Origin of the sequence: Methylocystis sp. H4A (assembly GCF_015709545.1) — a bacterium.
In the GTDB taxonomy this organism is placed as follows: domain Bacteria; phylum Pseudomonadota; class Alphaproteobacteria; order Rhizobiales; family Beijerinckiaceae; genus Methylocystis; species Methylocystis silviterrae.
Map to the genome: position 1 here is coordinate 30,917 of NZ_JADNQY010000017.1, position 23,347 is coordinate 54,263.

The following is a 23,347-nucleotide window of genomic DNA, read 5'->3' on the forward strand; positions in this document are numbered from 1 at the left end:
GCCCTCGGTTATTTAACCTGCGCAGGCGTCGCCGCGACCGCGGCGGCGGCCGCTTCCGCCGCGGCCTGCATCGCGTCGGGCGCCAAGGCGCCAACGAGCACGAAGGCGAAGCCGCCAGCCCGCCATTCGATGACCGAAACGCCCTGGCCGCGCTGGCCCGCCGGCGCGGCGAGGGCCTCCGCCCGCTCGAAATAAAGACCAACCCGCCCACCGTCGTCGCGCTCATAGACGAGAAACGCCGCCGGGGCCGCGACGCCGGGCGCGACGCGTCCGCCAAGCAGCCGCAATCCAACGCCGCTCAAATCCGGCGCGCGTGAAAACCCCACGCGCTCCTGAAGCCACGCGAGAAGTTCGCCGCGCCGGCTGGCCTCGACCTCCACGGGTCGCGGGTCAAGGATGTAAGTCGCGTAGGTCAAGCCCGCCCGCGCGGCATAGCTCGTGGCGCCGATGGCGCGCGTCGTCGGGCTCTGCGCCGGCGGGCGGCTTGCCAGAAACAGCAGCGCCGCCGCGGCGACGGCCGCGCCGGCGATGAGCGTCAGCAGCGTCGACGCGAGCGCCTGGCGCCGCCGGCTGGCGCGGATTTCGTCGAGCTTGCGCGTCGGACGCGGCGCCGCGCCGGGTCGCCCCCAATGGATAGCGCCGGTTTCGATCGGCCCTTGACCCGCGGGCGGGGCCGGCGGGCGCGCCGCCGCCTCCCGCAGCGACAGCGGCGGCGTCTCAAGCGCCACCGGCTCGAAAGCGGCGCGCAGCGCCGCGTTCTGGCGCCGCCAGCCTTCAACGAGCGCGGCGTCCTCGGGATGCTGCAGGAGATGGTCTTCGACCTTGCGCCGCCGCTCGGGGTCGAGTTCGCCATCGACGAGGGCGTGCAAATCGGCTTCTTCGATCAGCGCCGAGGGCGTCATCCTTACTTCACGACCCGCAGATGCGAGGCGGCGCGGCGGCCGCCCTCCAAGGGCGCGACGGGCCGCAAGCCCTCGGCGCCGAGCGCTCCCCGCGCGCGCATCAGCTGCGCCAGCGCCGTTTCTCGATTGGCGCCGACAATGCGCGCCGAGGCGTCATAGCCGAAGCCCTCGAGCGAGACGAGCAGCAGCATGGCGCGCTCGTCGAAACAAAGACTTGCAAGCCCATGCACGACCGGCGGGTGGCGCGACGCCGGACCTGGGGCGTTGGCAAGCTTTTTCTGAGCCAGCCCGACAAGCGCCGCATAGGCCTCGATTCGCGCTTCGGCGAGATCGGCGGGGCGCAGCTCTCGCGCCCGGATCCGCGCGCCGACCGATTGCAACGCGCTTTGCACGAGATCGTCGGCGATGGCCGGACCCGCGCCGGCGCAAAGCGCGCGCGCAAAGCGTCTCAGGGCTGGAGTCGCTCCGGCCAAACCCGCTACGATATCGGCTCTTCTGCCCATGCGGCCCGCTCCGCTCGGTCTTCTCGCCAGTCTGCGAAGCCAATGACGTTTCCTATCGAATGATAGGGCATCGCCGCGCGATTGGCTATGCTTGGCCGTTCTGCCGCGTCCGATTTCACATCCGCCGCCGCCTGTGGCGCGAGGGTTTCCTTTGCGCCCAAAGCACGCTAAACGGCGCGAGCCGCCGAGCGCTTTTCTCGCCCAGGACATAGACACGCATGACACAGCAAGCTGCGCCTGCCGCCCTTTTCGCCGGACTGCTCAAGGGAAAGAAGGGGCTCATCCTGGGCGTCGCCAATAATCGCTCGATCGCCTGGGGCATCGCCAAGGCCTGCGCCGACGCCGGCGCCGATCTCGCGCTCACCTATCAGATCGAAGCGCTCGAAAAGCGCGTGCGTCCGCTGGCGGCGGGCATCGGCGCAACCGTCGTCGGGCGCTGCGACGTCTCCGAGCCGGAGACGATGGACGCCGTCTTCGCCGAGATCGAGAAGCTTTGGGGCCGGCTCGATTTCGTCGTGCACTGCCTCGCCTATTCCGACAAGGACCAGCTCGACGGGCGCTATGTCGAGACGACGCTGGAAAACTTCCAGATGTCGCTGAACATCTCCTGCTACTCCTTCACCGCGATCGCGCAGCGCGCCGAGAAGCTGATGACGGACGGCGGCTCGCTCTTGACGCTGACCTATTACGGCGCCGAAAAATGGATGCCGCATTACAATGTGATGGGCGTGGCGAAGGCGGCGCTCGAAGCGTCGGTGCGCTATCTCGCCGCCGATCTCGGCGTCAAGAACATCCGCGTCAACGCGATTTCAGCGGGGCCGATCAAGACGATGGCGGCCTCAGGCATCGGCGACTTCCGCTACATCCTGCGCTGGAACGAATATAATTCGCCGCTGCGCCGCGTCGTGACGATCGAGGAAGTGGGCGAGACGGCGGTCTATCTCTTGTCGCCGATGGCGCGGGGCGTTTCGGGCGAAGTGCTGCATGTCGACGCCGGCTATCACGTCGTGGGCATGATGAATCCGAGCGCCGCGCCGAAAATGGCGGATCTCCTGGCGCTGCTCCCGCAGCAGAAGTGACGCGCTTGCCGCGTCATGCCCGCGCTCGTCGCGGGCGTCGAAACCGGGCAGAAAAATCCTTTCAGCGCTTTGGCCAAGTCGCTAGAATTGGCCTATGACGAAACTGCTTGAACAGGCCTTCGAGGCGGCCCGTAATCTTCCCCCCGCCATGCAGGACGACATGGCCCGCGTCATCATGGCGATGACGGGCGACGAGCTGCCGGTCGTGCAGCTCACGGCTGAGGAAGAAGCCTCATTTGACGAATCTCTCGCGCAGGCCGAGCGCGGCGAGTTTGCGACAGACGATCAGATTCGGGCCATCTGGGCGAAGCATGGGCTGTGAAGCTTCGCTACACGCTACGCGCCGCCGTTGAACTCGACGAAATTCTTTCTTTCATTGACGAACGCTCGCCACAGGGGGCACGCAGCGTCAAAAGCCGAATTCAGGCGATGATGGCTCTCCTCTTGCAGCATCCGCAAGCCGGCCATCCGACCAGCAAAAGCGGCATTCGACGCATGGTCGTCTATCCGTACCCCTATCTGATCTTCTATCGCGCCACGGAAACCGAGATCATCATTCACGGCATACGCCACAGCGCCCGCCGCCCCTCGCTGCCGAAGTCCGAGGAATGAATAGTCTACCCCGCAGGCTCCGCAAATCCTCGTTGCCGGAGCAGCGGCTCCACCGTCGGCATCCGCCCGCGGAAGGCCACATAGGCTTCCGCCGCGTCCTGCCTTCCACCCGCGGCGTAGATGTGATCGCGCAGCCGCCGCGCGACCTCGGGCGCGAAGGGGTCGCCCGTCTCCTTGAAGGCCTCGAAAGCGTCGGCGTCGAGCACTTCGGCCCAGAGATAGCTGTAATAGCCCGCCGAATAACCATCGCCGGAGAAGATATGCGAGAAATGCGGCAGGCGGTGCCGCATGACGATTTCCGGCGGCATGGAAATCCGCGCGAGGCTGTCCGCCTCGAAGGCGCCAGCGTCGAAATCCGGCGCGACGCTTTGCGCGTGAATGTCGAGATCGACATGCGCCGAGGCGCAGAACTCGACCGTCGCGAAGCCCTGATTGAAATGGCGCGCGGCGGTGATGCGCGCGACGAGATCATCGGGAATGGGCGCGCCCGTCTCGGCATGAAGCGCGAATTTCTTCAGCACCGCCGGCTCCAGCAGCCAGTGCTCGTAAAGCTGCGAGGGCAGTTCGACGAAATCGCGCGCGACATTCGTGCCCGCGACCGAAGGATAGGTCACGTCCGACAACATGCCATGCAAGGCATGGCCGAATTCGTGGAACAGCGTGCGGGCGTCGTCGAGGCTGAGCAGCGTGGGCGCGCCATCGGCGCCTTTGGTGAAATTCATCACATTGACGATGATCGGCCTGGTTTCGCCAACGAGCTTGTGCTGCGCGCGGAAGTCCGACATCCAAGCGCCGCCGCGCTTCGACGGCCGCGCAAAATAATCGGCAAGGAACAGCGCGACATGCTTGTCGTTGCTGTCCAGCACATCGAAGGCGCGCACATCCGGATGGTAGAGCGGCAGGCCCTTCTGCTCGACGAAGCGGAGGCCGAAAAGTTTTTGCGCCACATCGAACGCCGCGGCGATCATGTTGTCGAGCTGGAAATAGGGACGCAGCGCGGCCTGATCGAGATCGTAGCGCTTCGCGCGCACGCGCTCGGCGTAATAGCGCCTGTCATGCGCCGCGACGGTGAAATTCGCGCCCTCTTCTTCGACCATCGCCTGGACCTGCGCGCGCTCCTCGGCGGCGCGCGTCAGCGCCGGCGCCCAGACACGATCGATCAGTTCGCGCACGGCGGCCGGCGTCTTCGCCATGGAGTCGTCGAGTTTGAAAGCGGCGAAACTGTCAAAGCCGAGCAGCTTCGCGCGCTCTTCACGCAATTGCAGGATTTCGCGGATGAGCGGGCGGTTGTCGGTCGCGCCCGCATTCTCGCCGCGGCTCGCCCAGGCGCGAAACACCGTCTCGCGCAGATCGCGCCGCGTCGAGCTTTGCAGAAAAATTTCAGCGCTGGAGCGCGACAGCGTCACGCCATATTTGCCGGGCGATCCACTCTCCGCCGCAATGCGCGCAGCGGCGGCGCGAAAGTCCGGCGAGAGGCCGTCGAGATCGCTTTCGTCGAGCAGCAGCAGCCATGATGATTCATCGGCCAGCACATTCTGCGAAAACCGCGTCGAGAGGCCCGCCAGCCGCTCGAGGATCGCTTTGAGACGCGCCTTGTCGGCGTCGTTCAGCTTCGCGCCGGCGCGCACGAAGTTCTTATAGGTCAGCTCGAGAACGCGCCGCTGCTCCGGCGTCAAATCGATCGTCCCGCGCGTCTCGTAAAGCGCCTCGATCCGGCGAAACAGCGCGGGATTCATGGAGATGTCGCTGGAGTGACGCGAAAACGCGCCGGCCATATCGCGCTCGATCGCCTGCAACTCGGGCGTCGTGTCTGTGGCGGCGAGATTCCAAAACACCGCGCCGACGTCGGTCAGAAGGCGCCCGCTGCGCTCCAGCGCGCCGATGACATTGTCGAAACTCGGCGGCGACGCGTCGTTGGCGACGCCGTCGATCTCGGCCTTGTGCTCGGCGAAGGCGTTTTCGAATGCCGCGCGGAAATGCGCGGGCTGGATCGCGTTGAAAGGCGGCAGGCGGAAAGGGCCGCGCCACGCCGTTAGGAGAGGGTTATCCATGACAGTCTCTTAGCAAGATGCCGACCAGCGGCGGCGTGGCCGGCCGCTACACGCCCGCGGGCTTCCCCGCCACCGTCACCAGCAGATCGCCGTCGCCCAAGAGGCGCTTCGCGCCGCGCTGACAATCCTCCATCGTCACCGCGGCGATCTTGCCGTTGCGCTCGTCGAGGAAGCTCGGCTCGAATCCGTCGAGCTGCAGATTGACGAGTTGGCTCGCGATCTTCGTCGAGGTGTCGAAGCGCAGCGCATAGGAGCCGGTGAGGAATTTTTTCGCCTTGTCCAATTCGTCTTCGGTCGGACCGTCGGCGACGAAATTTCTGAACTCTTCCTGGATCACGCCAATCGCTTCGCCGGCGCGCTCGTTCTTGGTCGCGGCGGCGCCGATCAGCATCGGGCAATGGTCATATTCATTGAGATGCGAATAGACCGAATAGGCCATGCCGCGCTTCTCGCGCACCTCGCGGAACAGCCGCGACGTGAAGGTGCCGCCGCCCAGAATGTGATTGGCGACGACGACGGCGTAATAGTCGGGATCGTGCTTGGTGATCGACGGGCGCCCGAAGCGGATTGTCGATTGCGGCACGTCAAGATCGACGATCTGGCGCATGCCGACATTGGCGACTGCGATCTCCGGGACGGGCGCAAGATCGTTTTGCAGCGCCAGCCCGCCGAACGTCGCGTCAAGGAGTTCCGAGAGCCGCGTCGCGTCGATCGCGCCGACGACGCCGATCTTGAGATCGCGTCTCGCGAAGAGCCGCTCGCGCAGGGCGATGAGGTCTTCGCGCGAGAGCGTATCGATCGACGCGAGATCGCCGCGCACCGAGCGCCCATAGGGATGGTTCGGGAAGGCCGCTTCGCGGAAGGCTTTCGACGCCATCGAGTCCGGGTCATTGGCTTCGCGCTTCAATTCCGCGGCGAGCTGGCTGCGCACGCGCGCGACGTCGCCGGCCTCGAGCCGCGCGTCGTTGAGCGCAAGTTTTAAGAGGCCGAAGGCCTTGTCGACATTGCGCGAGAGCGTCTGCAGATGGCCCGAGATCGCGTCGCGATCGGCGCCGAAGCCGACATGGATCGCGAGATCGTCAATGGCGCGATGGAAGGCGCGTGCGTCATAGGGGCCGGCGCCTTCGTCGAGCGTCGACGCGAGCAGCGTCGCCAGTCCGGGCTTCTCGCAAGGGTCCTGCGACGCGCCGCCGCGGATCGCGAATTCGAGCGCGACGAGCGGCACGGCGTGGCTCTCCACGAGCCAGACCTCAAGGCCGGCCGGCGTCGTGATCCGCTGCACATGTTCGGCGCGGGAGGCGATGGTGACGATGGGCGCGTGAGCGGTCATTTCAGTTCCTAACGGAGGTCGGCGGTAGGTCTTGGGCGGTCGAGTCAGGCGTCGGCGTTACGCCGACAACCTGACGCGATCGCCTCTCAGGCCGGAAGCAGAAAGCCCGTAACGGCCCTGCGCTTGTCGAGCCATTTGCGCGCGGCGTTTTGCACGTCGTCGGCCGTCACCTTCTCCATGCGCTCGGGCCAGGCGACGACGTCGTCGATGGTGAGGCCGGTGGCCAAAGCCTCGCCATACCAGCGGGCAAGCGAGACCTGGCTATCCTGCGCGTAGACGGCGTCGGCGATCAGCCGGGTCTTGGCGCGCAGCAAATGCTCCGCGTCAATCGGCTCTTCTGCGAAGCGTCGCAGCACGCGATCGATCGCGACGTCGAGGTCCTGGAGCGAAACGTCCAGCGCGGGCGTCGCATAGACCCAAAGCCGCGTGTCGTCGACGGCGGAGCCCATGTAGTACGCGCCAGCGCCGACCGCGACTTGCTCCTCGACGACCAGCGCGTCATAGAGCGCGCTCGTGGGTCCGCCGCCGAGCATATAAGCGAGCGTCTCCAGCGCCTCGGCTTCGCCGGGCTGCGCAGTGCTGTAGGACGGCACGAGATAGACCTGCTCATGCGCCGGCTGCTCGACCTTCTCATCGCGCAGCGTCACCAGACGATGGGCGCGGTGCGGCGGCTCCTGCGCGCGGGCGCGCCGCGGCGGCGCGGCGTGCGCGGGAACCTTGCCGTAGGTGTCCTTGGCGAGACGCTCGACCTCGTCGGCCTCGACGTCGCCGGCGACGATCAGGATGGCGTTTTCCGGCGTATAGAAGCGTTGGTAATAGGCGAGCGCGTGCTGCCGATCGAGCCCCTCGATCTCGTGATTCCAGCCGATGATCGGGATGCCGTAGGGATGATGAGCGAAGAGCGCCGCCTGTACGGCCTCGTCGAGCTGCGCCGAGGGGTCGCTGTCGGTGCGCATGCGGCGCTCTTCAAGCACCACGTCGCGCTCCGGATCGACGACCTCGTCGGTCAGGACCAGATTGCGCATGCGATCGGCCTCGAACGCCATCAGCGTGGCGAGATGCTCCTTGCCGATACGCTGGAAATAGGCCGTGTAATCGTAGCTGGTGAAGGCGTTCTCCTGGCCGCCGAGTTCTGCGACAAGATTCGAGAACTCGCCCTGCGGATGATCCGCCGTGCCTTTGAACATCAGATGTTCAAGAAAATGCGCGATGCCCGACTGACCGAGCGGGTCGTCGGCGGCGCCGTTTTTGTACCAGACCATATGCGTGACGACAGGCGTTCGCGCGTCGGGGATGACGACGACTTGCATGCCGTTGTCGAGCGTGAAGCTCGTAATGCTCGCGCGCGCAGGCCCCGGCGCGGCTGCCCCAGGCGCAAGCGAAACGGCTGACGCCTTCGTCTCAAAAGACATGAACGGCCTTTCCCGCGGCGGTGGCCGCGTCTCGGAGAGTGTCTCTCCTATATAGGCCGGAATTTAATTCTTGTCGTTGTCCGAGCTACCGCGCAGGAATTGCGGCATCATCGAGCCGAAGGTGGACGATGCGCCGCCGCCCCGCATGTCCGGGGCAGCGGGGTTGGCGCCGTTCGCATTGGCCCCGCCCCGCATGTCCGGGGCGGCGGGGTTGGCGCCCGAGGCGTTGGCGGCGGAATTGTTCGCGCCGCCGCGTCCCCAGCTCAACGGATTCCACCAGGAACTCTTCTTGGCGGCTTCGGTCTCGCGGAGATTGTTGAGGTCCTGCGTCGGCCGGCGGTAGCCCGGCGGCGGCTCCGTCAGCATGATGCGGCTCGGCTCCTCGATGGCGGGCGCGGGCGGCGGACCGCCCGATCCAAAGGAAAGCACCCGCGCAAACACCCCAGGGCGCGGCGCCTCCGGCGGCGGCGCGTTCGGCACCCGGGCGTAGCGGTTGACGTTACGGCGCCGCTCGGCCGAAAGTTCGGCGGGCCATTCGCCCGACCGCGCGCCCCGCTCGCGGGGCGACGGGAGGTCGCCGGCGCTCGGCGGCAAGACGAGCTTGGGCCGTTCGCTATAATCGATTTTGCCGACGCCCTCGTCCGAAGACGCGCCGACCATCTCCATCATCGCCTGCCATGTCGATTTGTCATCGCCGGCCAGGGCTGGCGCGGCCTGGACCGCCGCGAGCCCGGCGAGAGCGTAAAGGGCGCAGCGCTGCGACTGAGCAAGCTTCATCTGTCGGACTCCGTTCCGGCTCCGGTTGTATGCGGCTACATGGCCGCGACTTATTGGCGATTTAGTGGCGAAGACCGGGCCTCAGCTCAACCAGAGCGCGTTCAGGTCTCGGCGCGCCGCTCCTGCGGCAGGAAAAACCCCTCGATGACCAGCAGCGCCACGCCCGCCGTAATGAAGACATCGGCGAGATTAAACACGTAGTTCGCGAGAGGCCCGACGGGCAGGCTGGTGTGCAGATAGAAGAAATCGGCGACCGCCCCCCGTGTGATGCGGTCGGCGGCGTTGCCGAGCGCGCCACCGATGATCAGCCCGAGCGCCACAGCCGTCGCGCGGCTCTGCGTGCGCACCATCCAGATCGCCAGTCCAGCGATGATCGCGCCCTGCATGGTCAGCAGCGCGAGGCGGGTCAAGGTTTCGTGGGCGGGAAACAGCGAATAGGAGACGCCGTAGTTCCAGGACAGTACGATGTCGAGGAACGGCGCAAGGCTCATCGGCGGCCGGGCGGCGACGTCAAATATATGCAGCATCCAGAATTTATGCGCCTGGTCGAACGCCAGAGCGACGAGCGCCGCGGCAAGGCCGAGCGCGCGGGGGGAAAGTCTGCCAGACAAGCGGGATCTCCATGACGCCAACGCAGCATTAAGCCGGATCAATGCGAAAAAGAAGCCGCTCCCCGCTCATGCGTCGATCAGGCGATCACTGGGCGACGATGATCGGTCCTTCCGGCTCGGGCCAGTCGATCCGGTAGTTAAAGCCGGTGCGGATAAGATGGGTCGCGCTGGCGCTTGACGCGGCGAAATTCGCGGGAAACCCATCCAGAACGGAGCCGCCGAAGGCGTTGATCTGATAGCTCTGCCGGCCCAGATCGACGTAGAGCCATTCGGCCTTGAGGCTCCAATTGCGGGCGACGGCGTATTCGAGCCCCGCGCCGGCGGTCCAGCCCGTCGCGAAGCCGGAAAAACTGCCGGCCGAGCAATAGAAGTCGAGTGCGCAGAACTTGTTGCCGTCGCCGAGCGCGCCAAGCGCCGAGACCTGGCCATAGGCGAAGCCGCCGGTGACGTAGAGCATGAAATCGTCGCGGGGCAGCAGCCCCAACCGCCCGCGCAACGTTCCGAGCCATTCGAGCAGACGTTTGGTGCTGGCGGCGTAATTCCGAGGAGCGTCGCCAACGCCGAAATTGACGGAAGCGCCGAACGAGCCGCCGATATTGGCGTAGGCGACATCGGTCTCGAGACCCGCGACGAGGAGCGGATGCAAGCGCCAGTTATAGCCGATCTGCCCGCCGCCGACGAAGCCCGCGATGTCCGAACGCTGCGCGAAGGGCGCCTGGAAACCTGTCTGCAGGATCGCCGCTTCCGGCGAGCGCGCGGCAAGCGTCGTGTCTTTCGCCGCGGCGAAGCCATAGCCGACATGGCCGCCGACATAGGCGCCGCGCCATTCATGCGGCTCGGCTTCCGCCCTGCCGAATAACGGCCCGAAATTTCCAGCGCCGGTCGGATCGTCAGGCCCGCCAAAGCGGTAGCCCGCCTGCAAGAAAAAGCCATAGCGCTGGGAAAATGAATAGATCGGCCTGGTCACATTGTTGGACAGGCGCTCGCCATAGTCCTGGCCTGGCGCGCTGAACTGCCAATAACGGCCGCCGACGCCCACGCTGAAACGCGGCGTCAGATCATAGGCGATGAGGCCTTCGAGCTGAAAGCCGTTCCCCTTGCCCGACTGCTGCGCGCCTCGGATATCGGGGCGAAAATTGTGATAGTCGGTGTTCCACATCCAGCTATGAATCCAGGCCGCTTCGAGCGATGCGCGCAGGCCCGGCATGAGTTCGATCTCGCCGCCGACGCCGACGCGCAGCGAGTTCCAGGCAACGTCGAAATCGAGCCCGTCCAGACTCGTCGGGTAAGGAACCCTGTTCGGCGGATCGGTCGCGCAAAACGCCGTGCCGGCGAGAATTTGCGCGCAGCCGAATGAATTCATCCGCTCGTGGAAATTATTGTATCCGACAAAAGGACCGATCCTGACCGGCTGGCCGGTCGGCAATCTGGTCTCCACGACATTATAGCCCAGATCGACGGTGACATATTTGAGCGAGCCGCCGCTCTGAACATGGACAGTATTGCTGTAGGGGCCTTTGGTCGCTGCGACAGTATCCTCGTCATTGAGCTTGCCGCTCGCGAGAGTCCCGCCGCCGAGAAAACCTTTAAGGAAGACGCCGCTCTCGTGGTCGACGCGAAAGAAGGTCTCGGCTGAATGCCCGGTCAAATCGCCGAAGGTAAGACGTGAAATCAACAGTCCGGGGACTTGGGCGTCGTAGTAATCATATTTATGGTTGCCCGAACTGAACCAGTAGCGGGTCCCAAATTCCACGCGCCACGGCGAAGCCGCCAATATTGGCGGCGGCGCTTTCAAAACGAGCGGCGTCGGATCGGCGGCCTTGGCGGCGCCGGCGGCCTGGAGGGCCGTCATTGAAATAGCCGTCACTGAAATAAATGCGGAAAGCGTCTTGCGCATGCGGCGCCCCAAGCTTCGGCAGACGATGGAAGGCGATTTAGCCAGCCGCCAAGACGCACGACGCTTACGACGACGCTACAATTTAGATGGATGCTTATGGTTTCTATTTTGTTAAGCCCCGCCAACGCTATAGCGGTCCGCGCAGCACACGAGCCGCCGCTCTGCACCGAATTTTGATCGCCTGTGCAAACGGATGGTTCGAGGCGCGGCGCCCGACCCGTCGTTCATCTAATGGCTAAGATCAATCTTTAGGCTGCGCTGTAGCTGCGCCGCAACAGAACCGAAAATTCTACGCCTGTCCCCAACTTGACAGCGATTGGCCTCGCCCATATCTGTGTGGCGCCTGCTGGCACTCATCTGACGCGAGTGCCAGCAGGCCTTCGCATATCCCTTTTTGACGGGGTCGAACCCCGTCAGGTCAGAAAAGGAAAGATTCACAATGACGTTCCGTCCCCTCCACGACCGCGTCGTGGTCAAGCGACTCGAAGGCGAGGAAAAAACCAAAGGCGGCATCATCATTCCGGACACCGCGAAAGAGAAGCCGCAAGAGGGCAAGGTCATTTCCGTCGGCCCTGGCGCTCGCGACGAAAACGGCAAGCTGAACCCGCTGGACGTCAAGTCCGGCGACCGCGTGCTCTTTGGCAAATGGTCCGGCACCGAAGTCAAGATCGACGGCGACGACCTGCTCATCATGAAGGAAAGCGACATCCTCGGCATCGTCGACTGACTCGACGCCGTTCGCTTCCAACCCCCAGGAGAATTGTAAATGGCTGCAAAAGACGTCCGTTTCTCCACTGACGCCCGCGACCGCATTCTGCGCGGCGTCGAAATCCTCAACAACGCCGTCAAGGTGACGCTCGGTCCAAAGGGCCGCAACGTCGTCATTGAAAAGTCCTTCGGCGCGCCGCGCATCAGCAAGGACGGCGTCACCGTCGCCAAGGAAATCGAACTTGCCGACAGGTTCGAAAATCTCGGCGCCCAGCTCGTCCGCGAAGTCGCCTCCAAGCAGAACGACATCGCTGGCGACGGCACGACGACGGCGACGGTTCTCGCCGCTTCGATCGCCCGCGAGGGCTCCAAGGCGGTCGCCGCTGGACTCAACCCGATGGATCTGAAGCGCGGCGTCGATCTCGCCGTGGAAGCCATCGTCGCCGATCTCAAGCTGCATTCGAAGAAAGTCACCTCAAACGACGAGATCGCGCAGGTCGGCACGATTTCGGCGAATGGCGACAGCTTCATCGGCGAAGAAATCGCCAAGGCGATGCAGAAGGTCGGCAATGAAGGCGTGATCACGGTCGAGGAGGCGAAGAGCCTCGAGACCGAGACCGACATCGTCGAAGGCATGCAATTCGATCGCGGCTATCTCTCGCCCTACTTCATCACCAACGCCGAGAAGATGATCGCCGAACTCGACGAACCCTACATTCTCATCCACGAGAAGAAGCTGTCGACGCTGCAGCCGTTGCTGCCGATCCTCGAAGCGGTGGTGCAGACCGGCAAGCCGCTGCTCATCGTCGCCGAGGACATCGAAGGCGAAGCGCTGGCGACCCTCGTCGTCAACAAGCTGCGCGGCGGCCTGAAGATCGCCGCCGTCAAGGCGCCCGGCTTCGGCGATCGCCGCAAGGCGATGCTCGAAGACATCGCCATCCTCACCGGCGGCGAGTTGATCGCCGAGGACCTCGGCATCAAGCTCGAGAACGTCACGCTCGCCATGCTCGGCCGCGCCAAGCGCGTGCGCATCGAGAAGGAGAACACGACGATCATCGACGGCGCCGGCGAGAAGAAGGACATCGAGGCGCGCATCTCCCAGATCAAGGGACAGATCGAGGAGACCACCTCGGACTACGACCGCGAAAAGCTGCAGGAGCGTTTGGCGAAGCTCGCAGGCGGCGTCGCGGTGATCCGCGTCGGCGGCGCGACCGAGGTCGAAGTGAAAGAGAAGAAGGACCGCGTTGACGACGCCCTCAACGCCACCCGCGCGGCGGTCGAGGAAGGCGTGTCGCCCGGCGGCGGCGTGGCGCTGCTGCGCGCCATCAAGGCGCTCGACGGCGTCAAGGTCGGCAATCCCGACCAGCAGACCGGCGTCGATATTGTCCGCAAGGCGATCCAGGCGCCGGCGCGCCAGATCGTCGACAACGCCGGCGGCGACGGCGCCGTGGTGGTCGGCAAACTGCTCGAGGCCACCGAATACGGCTACGGCTTCGACGCGCAGAAGGGCGAGTATGGCGATCTGATGAAGCTCGGCATCATCGACCCGACCAAGGTCGTGCGCACCGCGCTGCAGGACGCCGCTTCGATCGCCGGTCTGATCATCACCACCGAGGCGACGATCACCGAAGCGCCGAAGAAGGAAGGCCCGCCGGCCATGCCGGGCGGCGGCGGCATGGGCGGCATGGACTTCTAAGTCTCGCCACCAATCGCTGATCCAGTCAAAGTCCCGGGGAAACCCGGGACTTTTTTTACGTTCCTTGTCGGCTTTGGGTCGCGCCGAATATGCCTTCGATCCAGGCCGTCACCGCCCTGATCCTAGGGACGTGTCTGTCGCCGGGATTGACGAGCAGCCACACTTCGCGTTTGAGCACGGGCGATTTGTCGCCTAGCCGGCGCAACCCAGACTCTCGATCGGCGATCAAACAGGGAAGCAGCGACTTTCCGATGCCGAACTTTACGGCGTTCAGGGCCAGTTCGGAGTCATTGACGGCAAGGCTCGCCGGATGTCCCTGCCGACTGACCGCCCGATTGATCCAGGCGACGTGTGGAAGCCCGGCCATCTCCGCCTCGTAAGTAATCCATGAAAGCCGCCGCGCGTCCACTGCGGTTGGCGCGTAAACGGCATAGTCGAGGTCTGCGATGCGACGCGTGATCGCTCGTTGATCCTCTCGCGGCCGCGCATGGCGAAGCGCGATGTCGGCATCGCGCCGCATAACGCTGAGATTGCGCGGCTCGGCGATGACCTCGAGCGATAGTCCGGGATAGATTTGAGTCAGCTGCTCGACTGCGGGCAGCAGAAGACGGCTTGCGATGAGCGGGATTGCTGTGATGCGGACGCTGCCGGTCGGCGCGGAGTCGACGCCAGCCGACGCTTCGGCGATCGCGATGGCCTCTTCCTCCATTCGCTCCGCGCGTTCGATGATATACGAGCCAGTCTCCGTCAGGCGCCAGCGCGGCTCGAACAGGGTCAACCCAAGGCCTTGTTCGATGCGCCGAATCCGCCGCGCCACCGTGGTCTCGTCCACCCGCAAAGCCTTTGCCGCTGGCGCGATGGCGTTTGCTCGCGCCACCGCAAGCAGGTAGCGCAGATCGTTCCAGTTTAGTGGCGGCGAATTTGCTGACATGGGCGGCAAAACTACCGCTGCCTAGGCGTTTTTGCATCAACTAGGTTTCCCCCGTCGACCTTTGAAGACGGAGCCGGGCCATGCACATTGATCGTCGTCTGTTGATCCAAGGAGGTCTGGCGTCGATGACCGGCTTGCGATCGCCGGAGGAGCATCCCCGACGTTCCTTCAGAACTGCGGCGGCGCGCTTCAAGGCTTTGGCTTTCGACGCATTCCCAATCTTCGATCCTAGGCCAATTGACGCACTCGCCGAGGCGCTTTTTCCGGGAAACGGAACGCGACTTGTCGAGTTGTGGCGAAATCGTCAGTTCGAATACTCGTGGCTGCGAACTGCGTCAGGCCATTATGTGGACTTCATGAAAGTATCGGAGGAAGCGCTGGTCTTTGCCGGTAACGCGCTGAGGCTGCAATTGAGCGGAGAAACGCGCGATCAACTCCTTCACGCATATCTTACGCTCGGCGTATGGCCCGACGCCAGGCCGACTCTGCAAGGATTGCGGTCGGCGGGCGTTCGTCTCGCGCTTCTCTCCAATCTTACGCCCGATATGCTCAAGGGATCGATCACAACGTCCGGGCTTGAAGGCGTTTTCGAGCATGTCCTGAGTACGGATAGGGCGAAGACGTACAAACCAAGTCCAGACGCGTATCGGCTAGGGGTCGATGCGTTCGGACTGGCGGAAAACCAGATCTTGTTCGTCGCCTTTGCCGGATGGGACGCGGCCGGAGCAAAGGCGTTTGGCTATCCGACGTTTTGGGTCAATCGGCTCGGTCTGCCTTCCGAGGAGTTGGGGAGCAAAGCTGATGCGGAGGGTAAATCGCTCGCAGATCTGACGGCGTATGTGCTCGATTGACACTTGTGCGCGTCGTCGGCGCGTCAGATTCCCCGCCCATGCCGGGCGGCGGCGGCATGGGCGGCATGGACTTCTAAAGTCCGCGCGCTTCGCGACCAAAACAAAGCCCCGGACCAGCGTCCGGGGCTTTTTTTTGCGGCGCGTCGTGTGGACGGCGTCAATCGCCTCAGGCCGCCTTGCGGTTGATCCGCCCTTCGGCGAGCGACGAGAGTTTTTTGTCAGCGTTCTTTTCTTCGGCGAGCGTCTCCGACAGAAGCTGCGCGCAGTCCTCGCGGCCAAGCTCCTTCGCCCAGGCGATCAGCGTGCCGTAGCGCGTGATTTCATAATGCTCGACGGCCTGAGCGCTCGCGATCAGCGCGGCGTCCAGCACTTCATTGTCGGCGGTTTCGCCCGAGATTTCATCAGCCTCTTCAAGGATGCCGTCGATCGCGGGGCAGTTGACGCCCTTGGGCGCCACGCCATGCAGCTCAAACACTTTTTCGAGCCGGCGCACCTGATTTTCCGTCTCGCCGAGGTGCTGCTCGAAGGCTTCCCTCAGCTGCGGGTCGGAGGCCTTCTCGACCATGTCGGGCAGCGCCTTCAGGATCTGGTTTTCGGCATAGTAGACGTCGCGCAGCGTGTGCACGAACAGATCGTCGATCGTCTTGATGTCTTTGGAAAAGAGACCCATCGTCCCGCTCCGGTTTTGCGATGTGGGGAAGCCCGCGGGCCGCAGGCGTGCATTGGAACGCCGCCGAGGCGCGAATGTTCCCCATGCGCGCGCAGAAGCGCGCCTGAGCTCCCGAAGGGGCCGCGTTCGGGTTCGCTTGCCCTGCGCGTCGGGGCGCCGCAGCCTTCCGGAGCTTCAGGCCGTTGCCCTATCGCTTCCGCTCGTTTAGCATCAGCTTCGCACGCGGGATCTCGCGCGCGTCAGCAAGAATCGGGAGGAGCGAAATGGCGAGCTTGCGCACGCCGGCGGAGTCGAACGGCGACTGGGCCGAGCATCTAAGGACCTACAATACATTCTTGTTGCTGCTGAAGATCGGCGGGGCAAGCACTGCGGTTCTGCTGCTCCTGCTGTTTTTCTTCGTCGCGCGCTAGGTTCAGAGCCTCCGCTTCTTACCGCTGTCGGCGACGCTGGCGGCGACGGTTTTTCCACAACCGGAGTTCGTTATGCGCATCGCCGTATTGGCTGAAACGGATAAATCCGAGCCGCGCGTCGCGGCCACACCCGAGACCGTCAAGAAATTCATCGGGCTGGGCGCCGACGTCGTGGTCGAGGCCCGCGCGGGCGCCGCCGCCGGCTTCTCCGACAGCGACTACGCCGCCGCCGGCGCGACGATCGCCGATAACGCGGCGGCGGCGCTGACGGGCGCCGACGTCGCGCTGCGCGTGCGCCGTCCTTCGGCGGCGGAGCTTCCCGGCGCAAGATCCAATCTCGCGGTGATCGCGATCATGGATCCATTTGGCGCGGGGGCTCAGCTTGCCGATCTCGCCAAGAGCGGCGCGATCGCCTTCGCCATGGAGCTCATGCCGCGCATCACGCGGGCGCAAACCATGGACGTGCTGTCGTCCCAGGCCAATCTCGCCGGCTATCGCGCCGTCATTGACGCGATGGCCGAATATGGCCGCTCGTTTCCGATGATGATGACCGCCGCCGGCACCGTTCCGGCGGCGAGAGTTTTTATCATGGGCGTCGGCGTCGCCGGTCTGCAGGCGATCGCCACGGCGCGGCGCATGGGCGCGATCGTCACCGCCACCGACGTGCGGCCGGCGACGAAGGAGCAGGTCGAATCGCTCGGCGCCAAATTCCTCGCCGTCGAGAACGAGGAATTCCAGCAGGCGCAGACGGCGGGCGGCTACGCCAAGGAGATGTCGCCTGAATATCAAAAGGCGCAGGCCGAACTCGTCGCTTCGCACATCGCCAAGCAGGACATCGTCATCACCACGGCGCTGATCCCCGGCCGACCGGCGCCCAAGCTCATCTCCGCGGAGATGGTGCGCTCCATGCGAGCCGGTTCGGTCATCGTCGATCTTGCGGCCGAACGCGGCGGCAATTGCGAATTGACCAAGCCCGGCGAAACCGCGGTCGTCGACGGCGTGAAGATTTTAGGGGCTCTCAACATCGCCGGCCGCATGGCGTCGACGGCGTCGAGCCTCTACGCCAAAAATCTGCTGGCCTTCGTCGAGACGCTCGTCTCGAAGGACACCAAGCAGCTCGCCATCAATTGGGAAGACGAACTGGTGAAGGCGACCGCGCTAACCCGCGACGGCGCCGTCGTCGACGAGCGTTTTAAATAGCCGCCTGCGCGCATATCAAACTAAGGGGCGTTAAGCGATGACCGACTCTACGCAACAATTGCTCGAGAAGGCGCAGGCGGCGGCCGAGGCCGCCCGCCATCTGGCCGAACAGGCGCAACACTATTCGGACGAACTCGCGCATACGGCCGCCGCGGCGGCGGCGCACGGACTCGCCGGCGGCGCGATTGATCCTTTCGTCTTCCGCGTGGCGATCTTCGCCATGGCGGTCTTCGTCGGCTATTACGTCGTCTGGTCGGTGACGCCGGCGCTGCATACGCCGCTGATGTCGGTCACGAACGCGATTTCCTCCGTCATCATCGTCGGCGCGCTGCTCGCGGCGGGCGTCGAAGGCATGACCGCCGCCGAGGCTTCGGGCTCTTGGTGGGCGAACGCCTTCGGTTTCATCGCGGTCATTCTCGCCAGCGTGAACATCTTCGGCGGCTTCCTCGTCACCGAACGCATGCTCTCCATGTACAAGAAGAAGGGCTGACGCCATGAGCGCCAATATCGCAGCCCTTCTCTATCTCGTCGCCGGCGTGCTGTTCATCTTCGCGCTGCGCGGCCTCTCTTCGCCCGCCACCTCTCGCGAGGGCAATCGCTACGGCATGATCGGCATGGCGATCGCCGTGGCGACGACGCTGCTGACGCATTTCCCCTCATTCGGCGGTCTGCTGATGATCGTGATCGGCGTCGCCATCGGCGGCGGCGCGGGCGCTTTCATCGCCCAGCGCGTGCCAATGACGAAGATGCCCGAACTTGTCGCGGGCTTCCACGCGCTGGTCGGCCTGGCGGCGGTGCTCGTGGCGGCGGGCGCTTTTTTTGCGCCACGTGCTTTCGGCATCGGCGACGCGAATGAGATTCACGCAGGCAGCCTCGTCGAAATGTCGCTCGGCGCGGCCATCGGCGCGATCACCTTCACCGGATCGATCATCGCCTTTCTAAAGCTTTCCGAGCGCATGACCGGCAAGCCGATCCTGCTGCCGGAACGCCATACCATCAACATCATGCTCGGCGTCTCGCTGCTGGCGCTGACGGCGCTTTTCGTCGGCACGCAGAGCGGCGTCTGGCTGTTTCTGTTGATTCTCGCCTCTTTCGCGCTGGGCGTGACGCTGATCATTCCGATCGGCGGCGCCGACATGCCGGTGGTCGTCTCCATGCTCAACTCCTATTCGGGTTGGGCGGCGGCGGGCATCGGCTTCACGCTGGGCAATCTTGCGCTGATCATCACCGGCGCGCTTGTCGGCTCGTCGGGCGCGATCCTCTCCTACATCATGTGCAAGGGGATGAACCGCAGCTTCATCTCCGTCATTCTCGGCGGCTTCGGCGGCGAAGTGGCGGGGCCTGCCGGCGGCAAGGAAACGCGCAACGTCAAGCAGGGCTCGGCGGAAGACGCCGCCTACATCATGCAGAACGCCGGCAAGATCATCATCGTGCCGGGCTACGGCATGGCGGTCGCGCAGGCGCAGCATGCGCTCCGCGAAATGGCCGACATACTCAAGAAGGAAGGCGTCGACATCAAATACGCCATCCATCCGGTCGCCGGCCGCATGCCGGGCCATATGAATGTGCTGCTGGCCGAGGCCAATGTGCCCTATGACGAAGTGTTCGAGCTCGAGGACATCAACTCCGAATTCGGACAGGCGGACGTCGCCTTCGTCATCGGCGCCAACGACGTGACCAACCCGGCGGCAAAGACCGACAAGACCTCGGCAATCTACGGCATGCCGATTCTCGACGTCGAAAAGGCGAAGACGGTTCTGTTCCTGAAACGCGGCATGGGCTCTGGATACGCCGGCGTCGAGAACGAGCTGTTCTTTCGGCCCAATACGATGATGCTGTTCGGCGACGCGAAGAAGACCGTCGAGTCGATCGTCAAGTCGCTGGCGCATTAAGCCTCTTCAACGACGCCAAAACAAAACGCCCGGGAGTTTCTCCCGGGCGTTTTGTTGTCACGACGGCGTTTGGAAACTGCCGCGCCGCGGAGTTTGCGCAAAGCAGGGAGCGCCCCACTTCGCGACCCGAACCTCACCAGTTCCAGGCGACCGGCTGGAACCAGGTGCCCACGTCCGGCAAGCCGCCTTCGTTGCCCGTGTAGAACAGGCCCGGCTCGCCCTTGGTCTCGCCGAATTGATACCGTCCGGCGACATAGAAGGTTCTTTGCGGGAACGGGTGGAACAGGAAGTATCTATAATTGCCGATGTTATCGACGCCGAAATCGGCGGAGAATCGATCGTTCCATTTGTAATGGATCTTGGTGTCGACGACGAAGAACGGATCGAAGGCGAAATAGATTCCATAGGCGCGGTCATTGTTCGCCAAGGTGCGCCACAGCTTGCTCTGATATCTGCCGGCCACCGTGAACGCCCAGTGATCGTCCGGCCGATAGGTGAACGCGAGCGTTCCGCGCCATTCAGGAACGTTCGGCACGGTCTTCCCCGCCACCGACGTCGCCCAGGGGAACTCAAAATTCCCGGTGCTCGGCGCCCAGGTCGGATCGGAGATGACCCGCGCGTTGAGCCAGGTGGCGCTGCCGAGCACCTCAAGCCCCCTGAAGCCGAAGTTGTCTTTCTGAAACGCCACTTCGACGCCGCTGTTGCGAATGCGCTGAACGTTGGTCGGCGTCTGCACCAGTTGCGCGGGCGCCGCGGGCACGGAGACCAGCTGGTTGATGATGGCGTCGCGCACTTCTTCGTCGAAAAAGGAGACGCGCGCGGTTCCATCCGGTCCGAGCCTGCGCTCGATCATCAGCTCTTTGCTGAGCGCCGACTCGGGACGTAGATTGGGATTTGGGTTAGTCGCGACGCCATTAACGCCGACGGTCGCGAGGTTGTAGAGTTCGCGCACAGTGGGAAAGCGGTTCGCCATGCCGATCGAGCCGACGGCGCGCCAATCCTCATCGAACCTGTATTCGAGCGACCCTTTGGGCGAGAAGCGGGTGCTGTAGAGATTGGGCTGGTAGATCGGCAGCCAGGAGCGTGTCGAGCCTGTCAGCGCGGTCCCGAAATTGTTGACGCCCGCCGCCTGATTGTAGCCGTCCGACGCCTGCCAGTGCTCGCCGCGAAGACCGGCCGTGAACTTCAGATCCGGCGTAATGAAGAAGGCGTCCTGGAACCATAGCGCCTGCGTGCGCGTCGTGCCCTGAGCGATCGTGATCGCCGCGCCTGTGCTTGCATCTGTCCCGGCGGTCCAATTCGTCGTCAGCCAGACCGGATTGTTCAGGTGAAACTGATCGCCATGCACGCCGAAGGAGATGTCGTGGCCCTGTAATATTCCTTCCGGCGGCCGCACGATTCCCTTCGCGTCGAAGAGCGTCCAATAGGTGCCGGTGAAGACCGTATCGCGGCCGGTCTGCGTATAGCCGCCAAAGGGCACGGCGGCTGACCAGGGTGAGATCTGATCGGACTGCAAATAGGTGAAATTGGAGGCCGAAACTTCGAAGTCGAACGGACCGCCGCTGTTGGAGCGCACCGCAGCGGCGTTGACCATGATCTTTTCCTGGACCCGATAACGACCATTTGTCGCGAAGCTCTGCAGGTTGGCGTTGCTGAGGGCGCGCCCCCCCGTCGTTACGCCCCAGAAGGGGCTATTGCCCGCAGTAAGGTAATTCTCGGGATAAGACTGGCCGTCGTTGGACCAGAAGCCGAATGTGTAGGTGCCGCGGATCGTGTTGGTGAAATCGTAGGCGAATTTCAGTTTCGCATTAACTTGATCGTTCGCGAGATTGCCGGTCGAGCCGATGACGTTGGCGAAGGTGGTGCCATAGACGTTAGTCGCCAGATAGCCGCCGGGGTAAAAATTCGGCGTCGTGACATAGCTAAGCGGCTGCTGCGATCCGCGCTGCCAGTTGCCGGAGACCGTCCAGAGAAAGTCGCCGATCTTATCGCCGATAAAGAAGCTCGAGACGTTATTGACGAAGCCTCGCGACGTTCCCCACTGGGAGAAATCCTGGATCGTCGTGGTGTTCCTGACCGAGACTTCGAGCTTTTCGGGCATGCGCGTCGTGATCTTCAACACGCCGCCCATCGAGTTGCCGGGGTATTGCGCCGCGAAGGGTCCGTAAAGGAAATCGACGCGCTCGATTTCCTCCGGCGCGACGAGGCCCCAGCGCGGCGCGCCGATCGTATTGTCGTTGCCGATAAGCGCCGTCAGCAGCAGATCGTCCGCATAGACAAGACTGCGCGCCGAGGAGCCGACGCCCCAGGTGCGGGTCTGCAAAACTGCCTGAGTGTCGCCGCTGTTGCGTTTGCGCACGAAAAGGCTCGGCATGTATCTGACCGCGTCTTCCGTATCGACAATGTTGATTGTGCGATTGATCTGCTGGCGCGTGACGCTCGCGACCGTATTGGGCAATTGCCACTTCTGAACGAAGGCCGGCTTGCCGTCGGGAAGCGTCGCCGCCCAGATCGATGGCGGCGAAGGAGCTGGGGCCGGGCTCGGAGCTACGTTTGCGCCGGTCGCAGGGCCTGCAACGCGCTCGGTTCCACGCTGAACGCCGCGGCGCTGACCGCCGACGTCGATGGTCGGCAGCGATTGCTGCGCGGCGGCAGGGCTGACCCAAAATTCGGAAAGCGCAAGGACGGTGAGAGCGCCGACCGAAACGCCGCGCAAGAGCGAGTAACGAGACATGAGATGCTTCCTTCTGGCGCCGGTCAAGGCGGCGCGACTGACCTGAACGGCTTTCGCCGTGGCGTTCGGCAGATCAGGTGAAGGAAGGAGGTCCGCGCGTCGGGGCGCTGCGGTTTGGCCGTAACAGGATCAGCGCCCGCGTCGGAGGCGCCCGCGGCGCGAGATTGTATTCCACGCCACGGATCGCAAAAACGGCGTCCGCCGGCGGCAACGCGCTCCAGCCGAGCTGGCAAAGCGCGCAGGCGCATCGATCGTGATCAAGCTGACCGGAAGGCGCTTGATCGGACTCGTCCTGCGCCAGAGACGACGTCTTGGCGAACGGATGACATTTGGCGATCGAAGCGTTGGGCGCGCCGACAATATTCGCCGCCACCGCCTCGCAGGGCGAGACGAGTTTCGCGACAAGCGCGAAGAGAATGAAAAGCGTGGCGAGTCGGCGAATGCCCATGTAAATCTTGCCGAATTCCGCGCCGTTAACTGTGGCGGCGCCGGAAGCGACCATGGACCGGTAAACCGAGCTATTCCAAGCCCGCGCGCGTTGTCAAAGGTTAAAAAATCAACTAAGAGACATTTATGTCACAGTTGCGCGCCATGCGTCGGGAATTCCGCGCGGCACTCGCCGTCGCCGTCGCTTGCGCGCTGATGCTCTCGCTTCTTCTGTCAGGCGCTACGCGGCCCGCGCACGCAATCGCGAACCAAGGCGGCGTCGCCTGCGATCATTCCGTATCTTTTGCGGGAGCGCATGCCGCCGCTGCGCAAAAAGAAATCTCGATGCAGCGCGACGGATCGCCCGCGCATCACCAGCATCGATGCCCGGACTGTTGCCTGAGCGTCCATGCCGCGCCGGCCGTTCTTCCAGAGCGCGTCGCCTCGGCGATGCTGACCGCCGCAGAGCGCCCTTCTGAAATTCAGCATTGCGCGGTCGCCGCGCAGCCGCCCGAGAGTTTCGCCGCGAACGGCGCAAATGGCGCGCGCGCTCCACCCTCAATTCATATTTCCTGAATTGCATTAGGCTCCAGGGCGCGCCGCGCCGGAGTCTGATTGCGGGCTTTCGCCGCTTTGCGGCCTCTCGTCTCGCGAA

22 protein-coding genes are annotated in these 23,347 nt (G+C 64.1%); 10 read left to right on the plus strand and 12 right to left on the minus strand.

Annotated elements, in window-relative coordinates; genetic code table 11:
* Positions 1-8: 8 nt before the first annotated feature.
* The gene (locus tag IYW40_RS03815; protein WP_196399446.1) at positions 9-902 is read right to left on the minus strand and encodes an anti-sigma factor; all 894 of its coding nucleotides are present in this window, start codon (positions 900-902) and stop codon (positions 9-11) included.
* Positions 903-904: 2 nt separating this feature from the next.
* Positions 905-1,405 carry an RNA polymerase subunit sigma-70 gene (locus tag IYW40_RS03820; RefSeq protein WP_175094777.1) on the minus strand — a complete coding sequence of 167 codons (501 nt, stop codon included), beginning with the start codon at positions 1,403-1,405 and terminating at the stop codon, positions 905-907.
* A gap of 218 nt (positions 1,406-1,623) precedes the next feature.
* Here IYW40_RS03820 and fabI point away from each other — a divergent pair, with 218 nt between their 5' ends.
* The 3 genes from fabI (at position 1,624) to IYW40_RS03835 (ending at position 3,096) form a co-directional block, all read left to right on the plus strand.
* Entirely contained in the window at positions 1,624-2,484 is an 861-nt protein-coding gene (gene fabI, locus IYW40_RS03825; RefSeq protein ID WP_196399447.1) for an enoyl-ACP reductase FabI, read from the plus strand.
* Between the two features lie 94 nt (positions 2,485-2,578).
* Complete coding sequence (locus IYW40_RS03830) at positions 2,579-2,806, plus strand: hypothetical protein (protein WP_196393715.1); 228 nt, start codon at positions 2,579-2,581, stop codon at positions 2,804-2,806.
* The gene (locus IYW40_RS03835; RefSeq protein ID WP_196399448.1) at positions 2,803-3,096 is read left to right on the plus strand and encodes a type II toxin-antitoxin system RelE/ParE family toxin; all 294 of its coding nucleotides are present in this window, start codon (positions 2,803-2,805) and stop codon (positions 3,094-3,096) included. Before IYW40_RS03830 ends, IYW40_RS03835 begins: the two co-directional genes overlap by 4 nt.
* Before the next feature lie 5 nt (positions 3,097-3,101).
* On the opposite strand, the gene IYW40_RS03840 is transcribed toward IYW40_RS03835, so the two are convergent.
* The 6 genes from IYW40_RS03840 to IYW40_RS03865 form a co-directional block, all read right to left on the minus strand.
* Positions 3,102-5,147 (minus strand): M3 family metallopeptidase, encoded by a 2,046-nt coding sequence (locus IYW40_RS03840; protein ID WP_196399449.1) that lies wholly within the window; start codon positions 5,145-5,147, stop codon positions 3,102-3,104.
* Between the two features lie 46 nt (positions 5,148-5,193).
* The gene (locus tag IYW40_RS03845) at positions 5,194-6,477 is read right to left on the minus strand and encodes a pitrilysin family protein (RefSeq protein ID WP_196399450.1); all 1,284 of its coding nucleotides are present in this window, start codon (positions 6,475-6,477) and stop codon (positions 5,194-5,196) included.
* 86 nt (positions 6,478-6,563) lie between these two features.
* Positions 6,564-7,889 carry a pitrilysin family protein gene (locus tag IYW40_RS03850; RefSeq protein ID WP_196399451.1) on the minus strand — a complete coding sequence of 442 codons (1,326 nt, stop codon included), beginning with the start codon at positions 7,887-7,889 and terminating at the stop codon, positions 6,564-6,566.
* Positions 7,890-7,952: 63 nt separating this feature from the next.
* Positions 7,953-8,666, minus strand: a complete 714-nt coding sequence (locus IYW40_RS03855; RefSeq protein ID WP_196399452.1) for a hypothetical protein — start codon at positions 8,664-8,666, stop codon at positions 7,953-7,955.
* Positions 8,667-8,767: 101 nt separating this feature from the next.
* The gene (lspA, locus tag IYW40_RS03860) at positions 8,768-9,277 is read right to left on the minus strand and encodes a signal peptidase II (protein ID WP_246720622.1); all 510 of its coding nucleotides are present in this window, start codon (positions 9,275-9,277) and stop codon (positions 8,768-8,770) included.
* Between the two features lie 85 nt (positions 9,278-9,362).
* Positions 9,363-11,129 carry an outer membrane beta-barrel protein gene (locus IYW40_RS03865; protein ID WP_196399454.1) on the minus strand — a complete coding sequence of 589 codons (1,767 nt, stop codon included), beginning with the start codon at positions 11,127-11,129 and terminating at the stop codon, positions 9,363-9,365.
* 484 nt (positions 11,130-11,613) lie between these two features.
* Here IYW40_RS03865 and groES point away from each other — a divergent pair, with 484 nt between their 5' ends.
* Both groES and groL read left to right on the plus strand, forming a co-directional pair.
* The gene (gene groES, locus IYW40_RS03870) at positions 11,614-11,901 is read left to right on the plus strand and encodes a co-chaperone GroES (protein WP_014890807.1); all 288 of its coding nucleotides are present in this window, start codon (positions 11,614-11,616) and stop codon (positions 11,899-11,901) included.
* Positions 11,902-11,940: 39 nt separating this feature from the next.
* Positions 11,941-13,578: a chaperonin GroEL gene (gene groL / locus IYW40_RS03875; protein WP_018406071.1), complete on the plus strand. Its 1,638-nt coding sequence runs from the start codon at positions 11,941-11,943 to the stop codon at positions 13,576-13,578.
* Positions 13,579-13,633: 55 nt separating this feature from the next.
* On the opposite strand, the gene IYW40_RS03880 is transcribed toward groL, so the two are convergent.
* The gene (locus IYW40_RS03880) at positions 13,634-14,509 is read right to left on the minus strand and encodes a LysR family transcriptional regulator (RefSeq protein WP_196399455.1); all 876 of its coding nucleotides are present in this window, start codon (positions 14,507-14,509) and stop codon (positions 13,634-13,636) included.
* Between the two features lie 125 nt (positions 14,510-14,634).
* Here IYW40_RS03880 and IYW40_RS03885 point away from each other — a divergent pair, with 125 nt between their 5' ends.
* Complete coding sequence (locus tag IYW40_RS03885; protein WP_246720623.1) at positions 14,635-15,360, plus strand: haloacid dehalogenase type II; 726 nt, start codon at positions 14,635-14,637, stop codon at positions 15,358-15,360.
* Positions 15,361-15,526: 166 nt separating this feature from the next.
* On the opposite strand, the gene IYW40_RS03890 is transcribed toward IYW40_RS03885, so the two are convergent.
* Complete coding sequence (locus IYW40_RS03890) at positions 15,527-16,030, minus strand: ferritin-like domain-containing protein (RefSeq protein WP_196399457.1); 504 nt, start codon at positions 16,028-16,030, stop codon at positions 15,527-15,529.
* Between the two features lie 263 nt (positions 16,031-16,293).
* Here IYW40_RS03890 and IYW40_RS03895 point away from each other — a divergent pair, with 263 nt between their 5' ends.
* The 4 genes from IYW40_RS03895 (at position 16,294) to IYW40_RS03910 (ending at position 19,532) form a co-directional block, all read left to right on the plus strand.
* Positions 16,294-16,440 carry an aa3-type cytochrome c oxidase subunit IV gene (locus tag IYW40_RS03895; protein WP_196399458.1) on the plus strand — a complete coding sequence of 49 codons (147 nt, stop codon included), beginning with the start codon at positions 16,294-16,296 and terminating at the stop codon, positions 16,438-16,440.
* Between the two features lie 72 nt (positions 16,441-16,512).
* Positions 16,513-17,640 (plus strand): Re/Si-specific NAD(P)(+) transhydrogenase subunit alpha, encoded by a 1,128-nt coding sequence (locus tag IYW40_RS03900; RefSeq protein ID WP_196399459.1) that lies wholly within the window; start codon positions 16,513-16,515, stop codon positions 17,638-17,640.
* A gap of 37 nt (positions 17,641-17,677) precedes the next feature.
* The gene (locus tag IYW40_RS03905; protein ID WP_018406076.1) at positions 17,678-18,130 is read left to right on the plus strand and encodes an NAD(P) transhydrogenase subunit alpha; all 453 of its coding nucleotides are present in this window, start codon (positions 17,678-17,680) and stop codon (positions 18,128-18,130) included.
* A gap of 4 nt (positions 18,131-18,134) precedes the next feature.
* The gene (locus IYW40_RS03910) at positions 18,135-19,532 is read left to right on the plus strand and encodes an NAD(P)(+) transhydrogenase (Re/Si-specific) subunit beta (RefSeq protein ID WP_196399460.1); all 1,398 of its coding nucleotides are present in this window, start codon (positions 18,135-18,137) and stop codon (positions 19,530-19,532) included.
* A gap of 133 nt (positions 19,533-19,665) precedes the next feature.
* Here the strand turns inward: IYW40_RS03910 and IYW40_RS03915 are convergent, their stop codons facing one another.
* Both IYW40_RS03915 and IYW40_RS03920 read right to left on the minus strand, forming a co-directional pair.
* Positions 19,666-22,266 carry a TonB-dependent receptor gene (locus tag IYW40_RS03915; protein WP_196399461.1) on the minus strand — a complete coding sequence of 867 codons (2,601 nt, stop codon included), beginning with the start codon at positions 22,264-22,266 and terminating at the stop codon, positions 19,666-19,668.
* A 73-nt stretch (positions 22,267-22,339) separates the two neighbouring features.
* The gene (locus IYW40_RS03920; RefSeq protein ID WP_246720624.1) at positions 22,340-22,768 is read right to left on the minus strand and encodes a DUF2946 family protein; all 429 of its coding nucleotides are present in this window, start codon (positions 22,766-22,768) and stop codon (positions 22,340-22,342) included.
* Positions 22,769-23,347 lie beyond the last annotated feature (579 nt).

Coding starts and splice junctions, on each gene's coding strand:
- IYW40_RS03815 (WP_196399446.1), bottom strand. CDS start 902: ATGACGCCCTCGGCGCTGATCGAAGAAGCCGATTTGCACGCCCTCGTC.
- IYW40_RS03820 (WP_175094777.1), bottom strand. CDS start 1,405: ATGGGCAGAAGAGCCGATATCGTAGCGGGTTTGGCCGGAGCGACTCCA.
- fabI (WP_196399447.1), top strand. CDS start 1,624: ATGACACAGCAAGCTGCGCCTGCCGCCCTTTTCGCCGGACTGCTCAAG.
- IYW40_RS03830 (WP_196393715.1), top strand. CDS start 2,579: ATGACGAAACTGCTTGAACAGGCCTTCGAGGCGGCCCGTAATCTTCCC.
- IYW40_RS03840 (WP_196399449.1), bottom strand. CDS start 5,147: ATGGATAACCCTCTCCTAACGGCGTGGCGCGGCCCTTTCCGCCTGCCG.
- IYW40_RS03845 (WP_196399450.1), bottom strand. CDS start 6,477: ATGACCGCTCACGCGCCCATCGTCACCATCGCCTCCCGCGCCGAACAT.
- IYW40_RS03850 (WP_196399451.1), bottom strand. CDS start 7,889: ATGTCTTTTGAGACGAAGGCGTCAGCCGTTTCGCTTGCGCCTGGGGCA.
- IYW40_RS03855 (WP_196399452.1), bottom strand. CDS start 8,666: ATGAAGCTTGCTCAGTCGCAGCGCTGCGCCCTTTACGCTCTCGCCGGG.
- IYW40_RS03865 (WP_196399454.1), bottom strand. CDS start 11,129: ATGACGGCCCTCCAGGCCGCCGGCGCCGCCAAGGCCGCCGATCCGACG.
- groES (WP_014890807.1), top strand. CDS start 11,614: ATGACGTTCCGTCCCCTCCACGACCGCGTCGTGGTCAAGCGACTCGAA.
- groL (WP_018406071.1), top strand. CDS start 11,941: ATGGCTGCAAAAGACGTCCGTTTCTCCACTGACGCCCGCGACCGCATT.
- IYW40_RS03880 (WP_196399455.1), bottom strand. CDS start 14,509: ATGTCAGCAAATTCGCCGCCACTAAACTGGAACGATCTGCGCTACCTG.
- IYW40_RS03885 (WP_246720623.1), top strand. CDS start 14,635: ATGACCGGCTTGCGATCGCCGGAGGAGCATCCCCGACGTTCCTTCAGA.
- IYW40_RS03890 (WP_196399457.1), bottom strand. CDS start 16,030: ATGGGTCTCTTTTCCAAAGACATCAAGACGATCGACGATCTGTTCGTG.
- IYW40_RS03895 (WP_196399458.1), top strand. CDS start 16,294: ATGGCGAGCTTGCGCACGCCGGCGGAGTCGAACGGCGACTGGGCCGAG.
- IYW40_RS03900 (WP_196399459.1), top strand. CDS start 16,513: ATGCGCATCGCCGTATTGGCTGAAACGGATAAATCCGAGCCGCGCGTC.
- IYW40_RS03905 (WP_018406076.1), top strand. CDS start 17,678: ATGACCGACTCTACGCAACAATTGCTCGAGAAGGCGCAGGCGGCGGCC.
- IYW40_RS03910 (WP_196399460.1), top strand. CDS start 18,135: ATGAGCGCCAATATCGCAGCCCTTCTCTATCTCGTCGCCGGCGTGCTG.
- IYW40_RS03915 (WP_196399461.1), bottom strand. CDS start 22,266: ATGTCTCGTTACTCGCTCTTGCGCGGCGTTTCGGTCGGCGCTCTCACC.
- IYW40_RS03920 (WP_246720624.1), bottom strand. CDS start 22,768: ATGGTCGCTTCCGGCGCCGCCACAGTTAACGGCGCGGAATTCGGCAAG.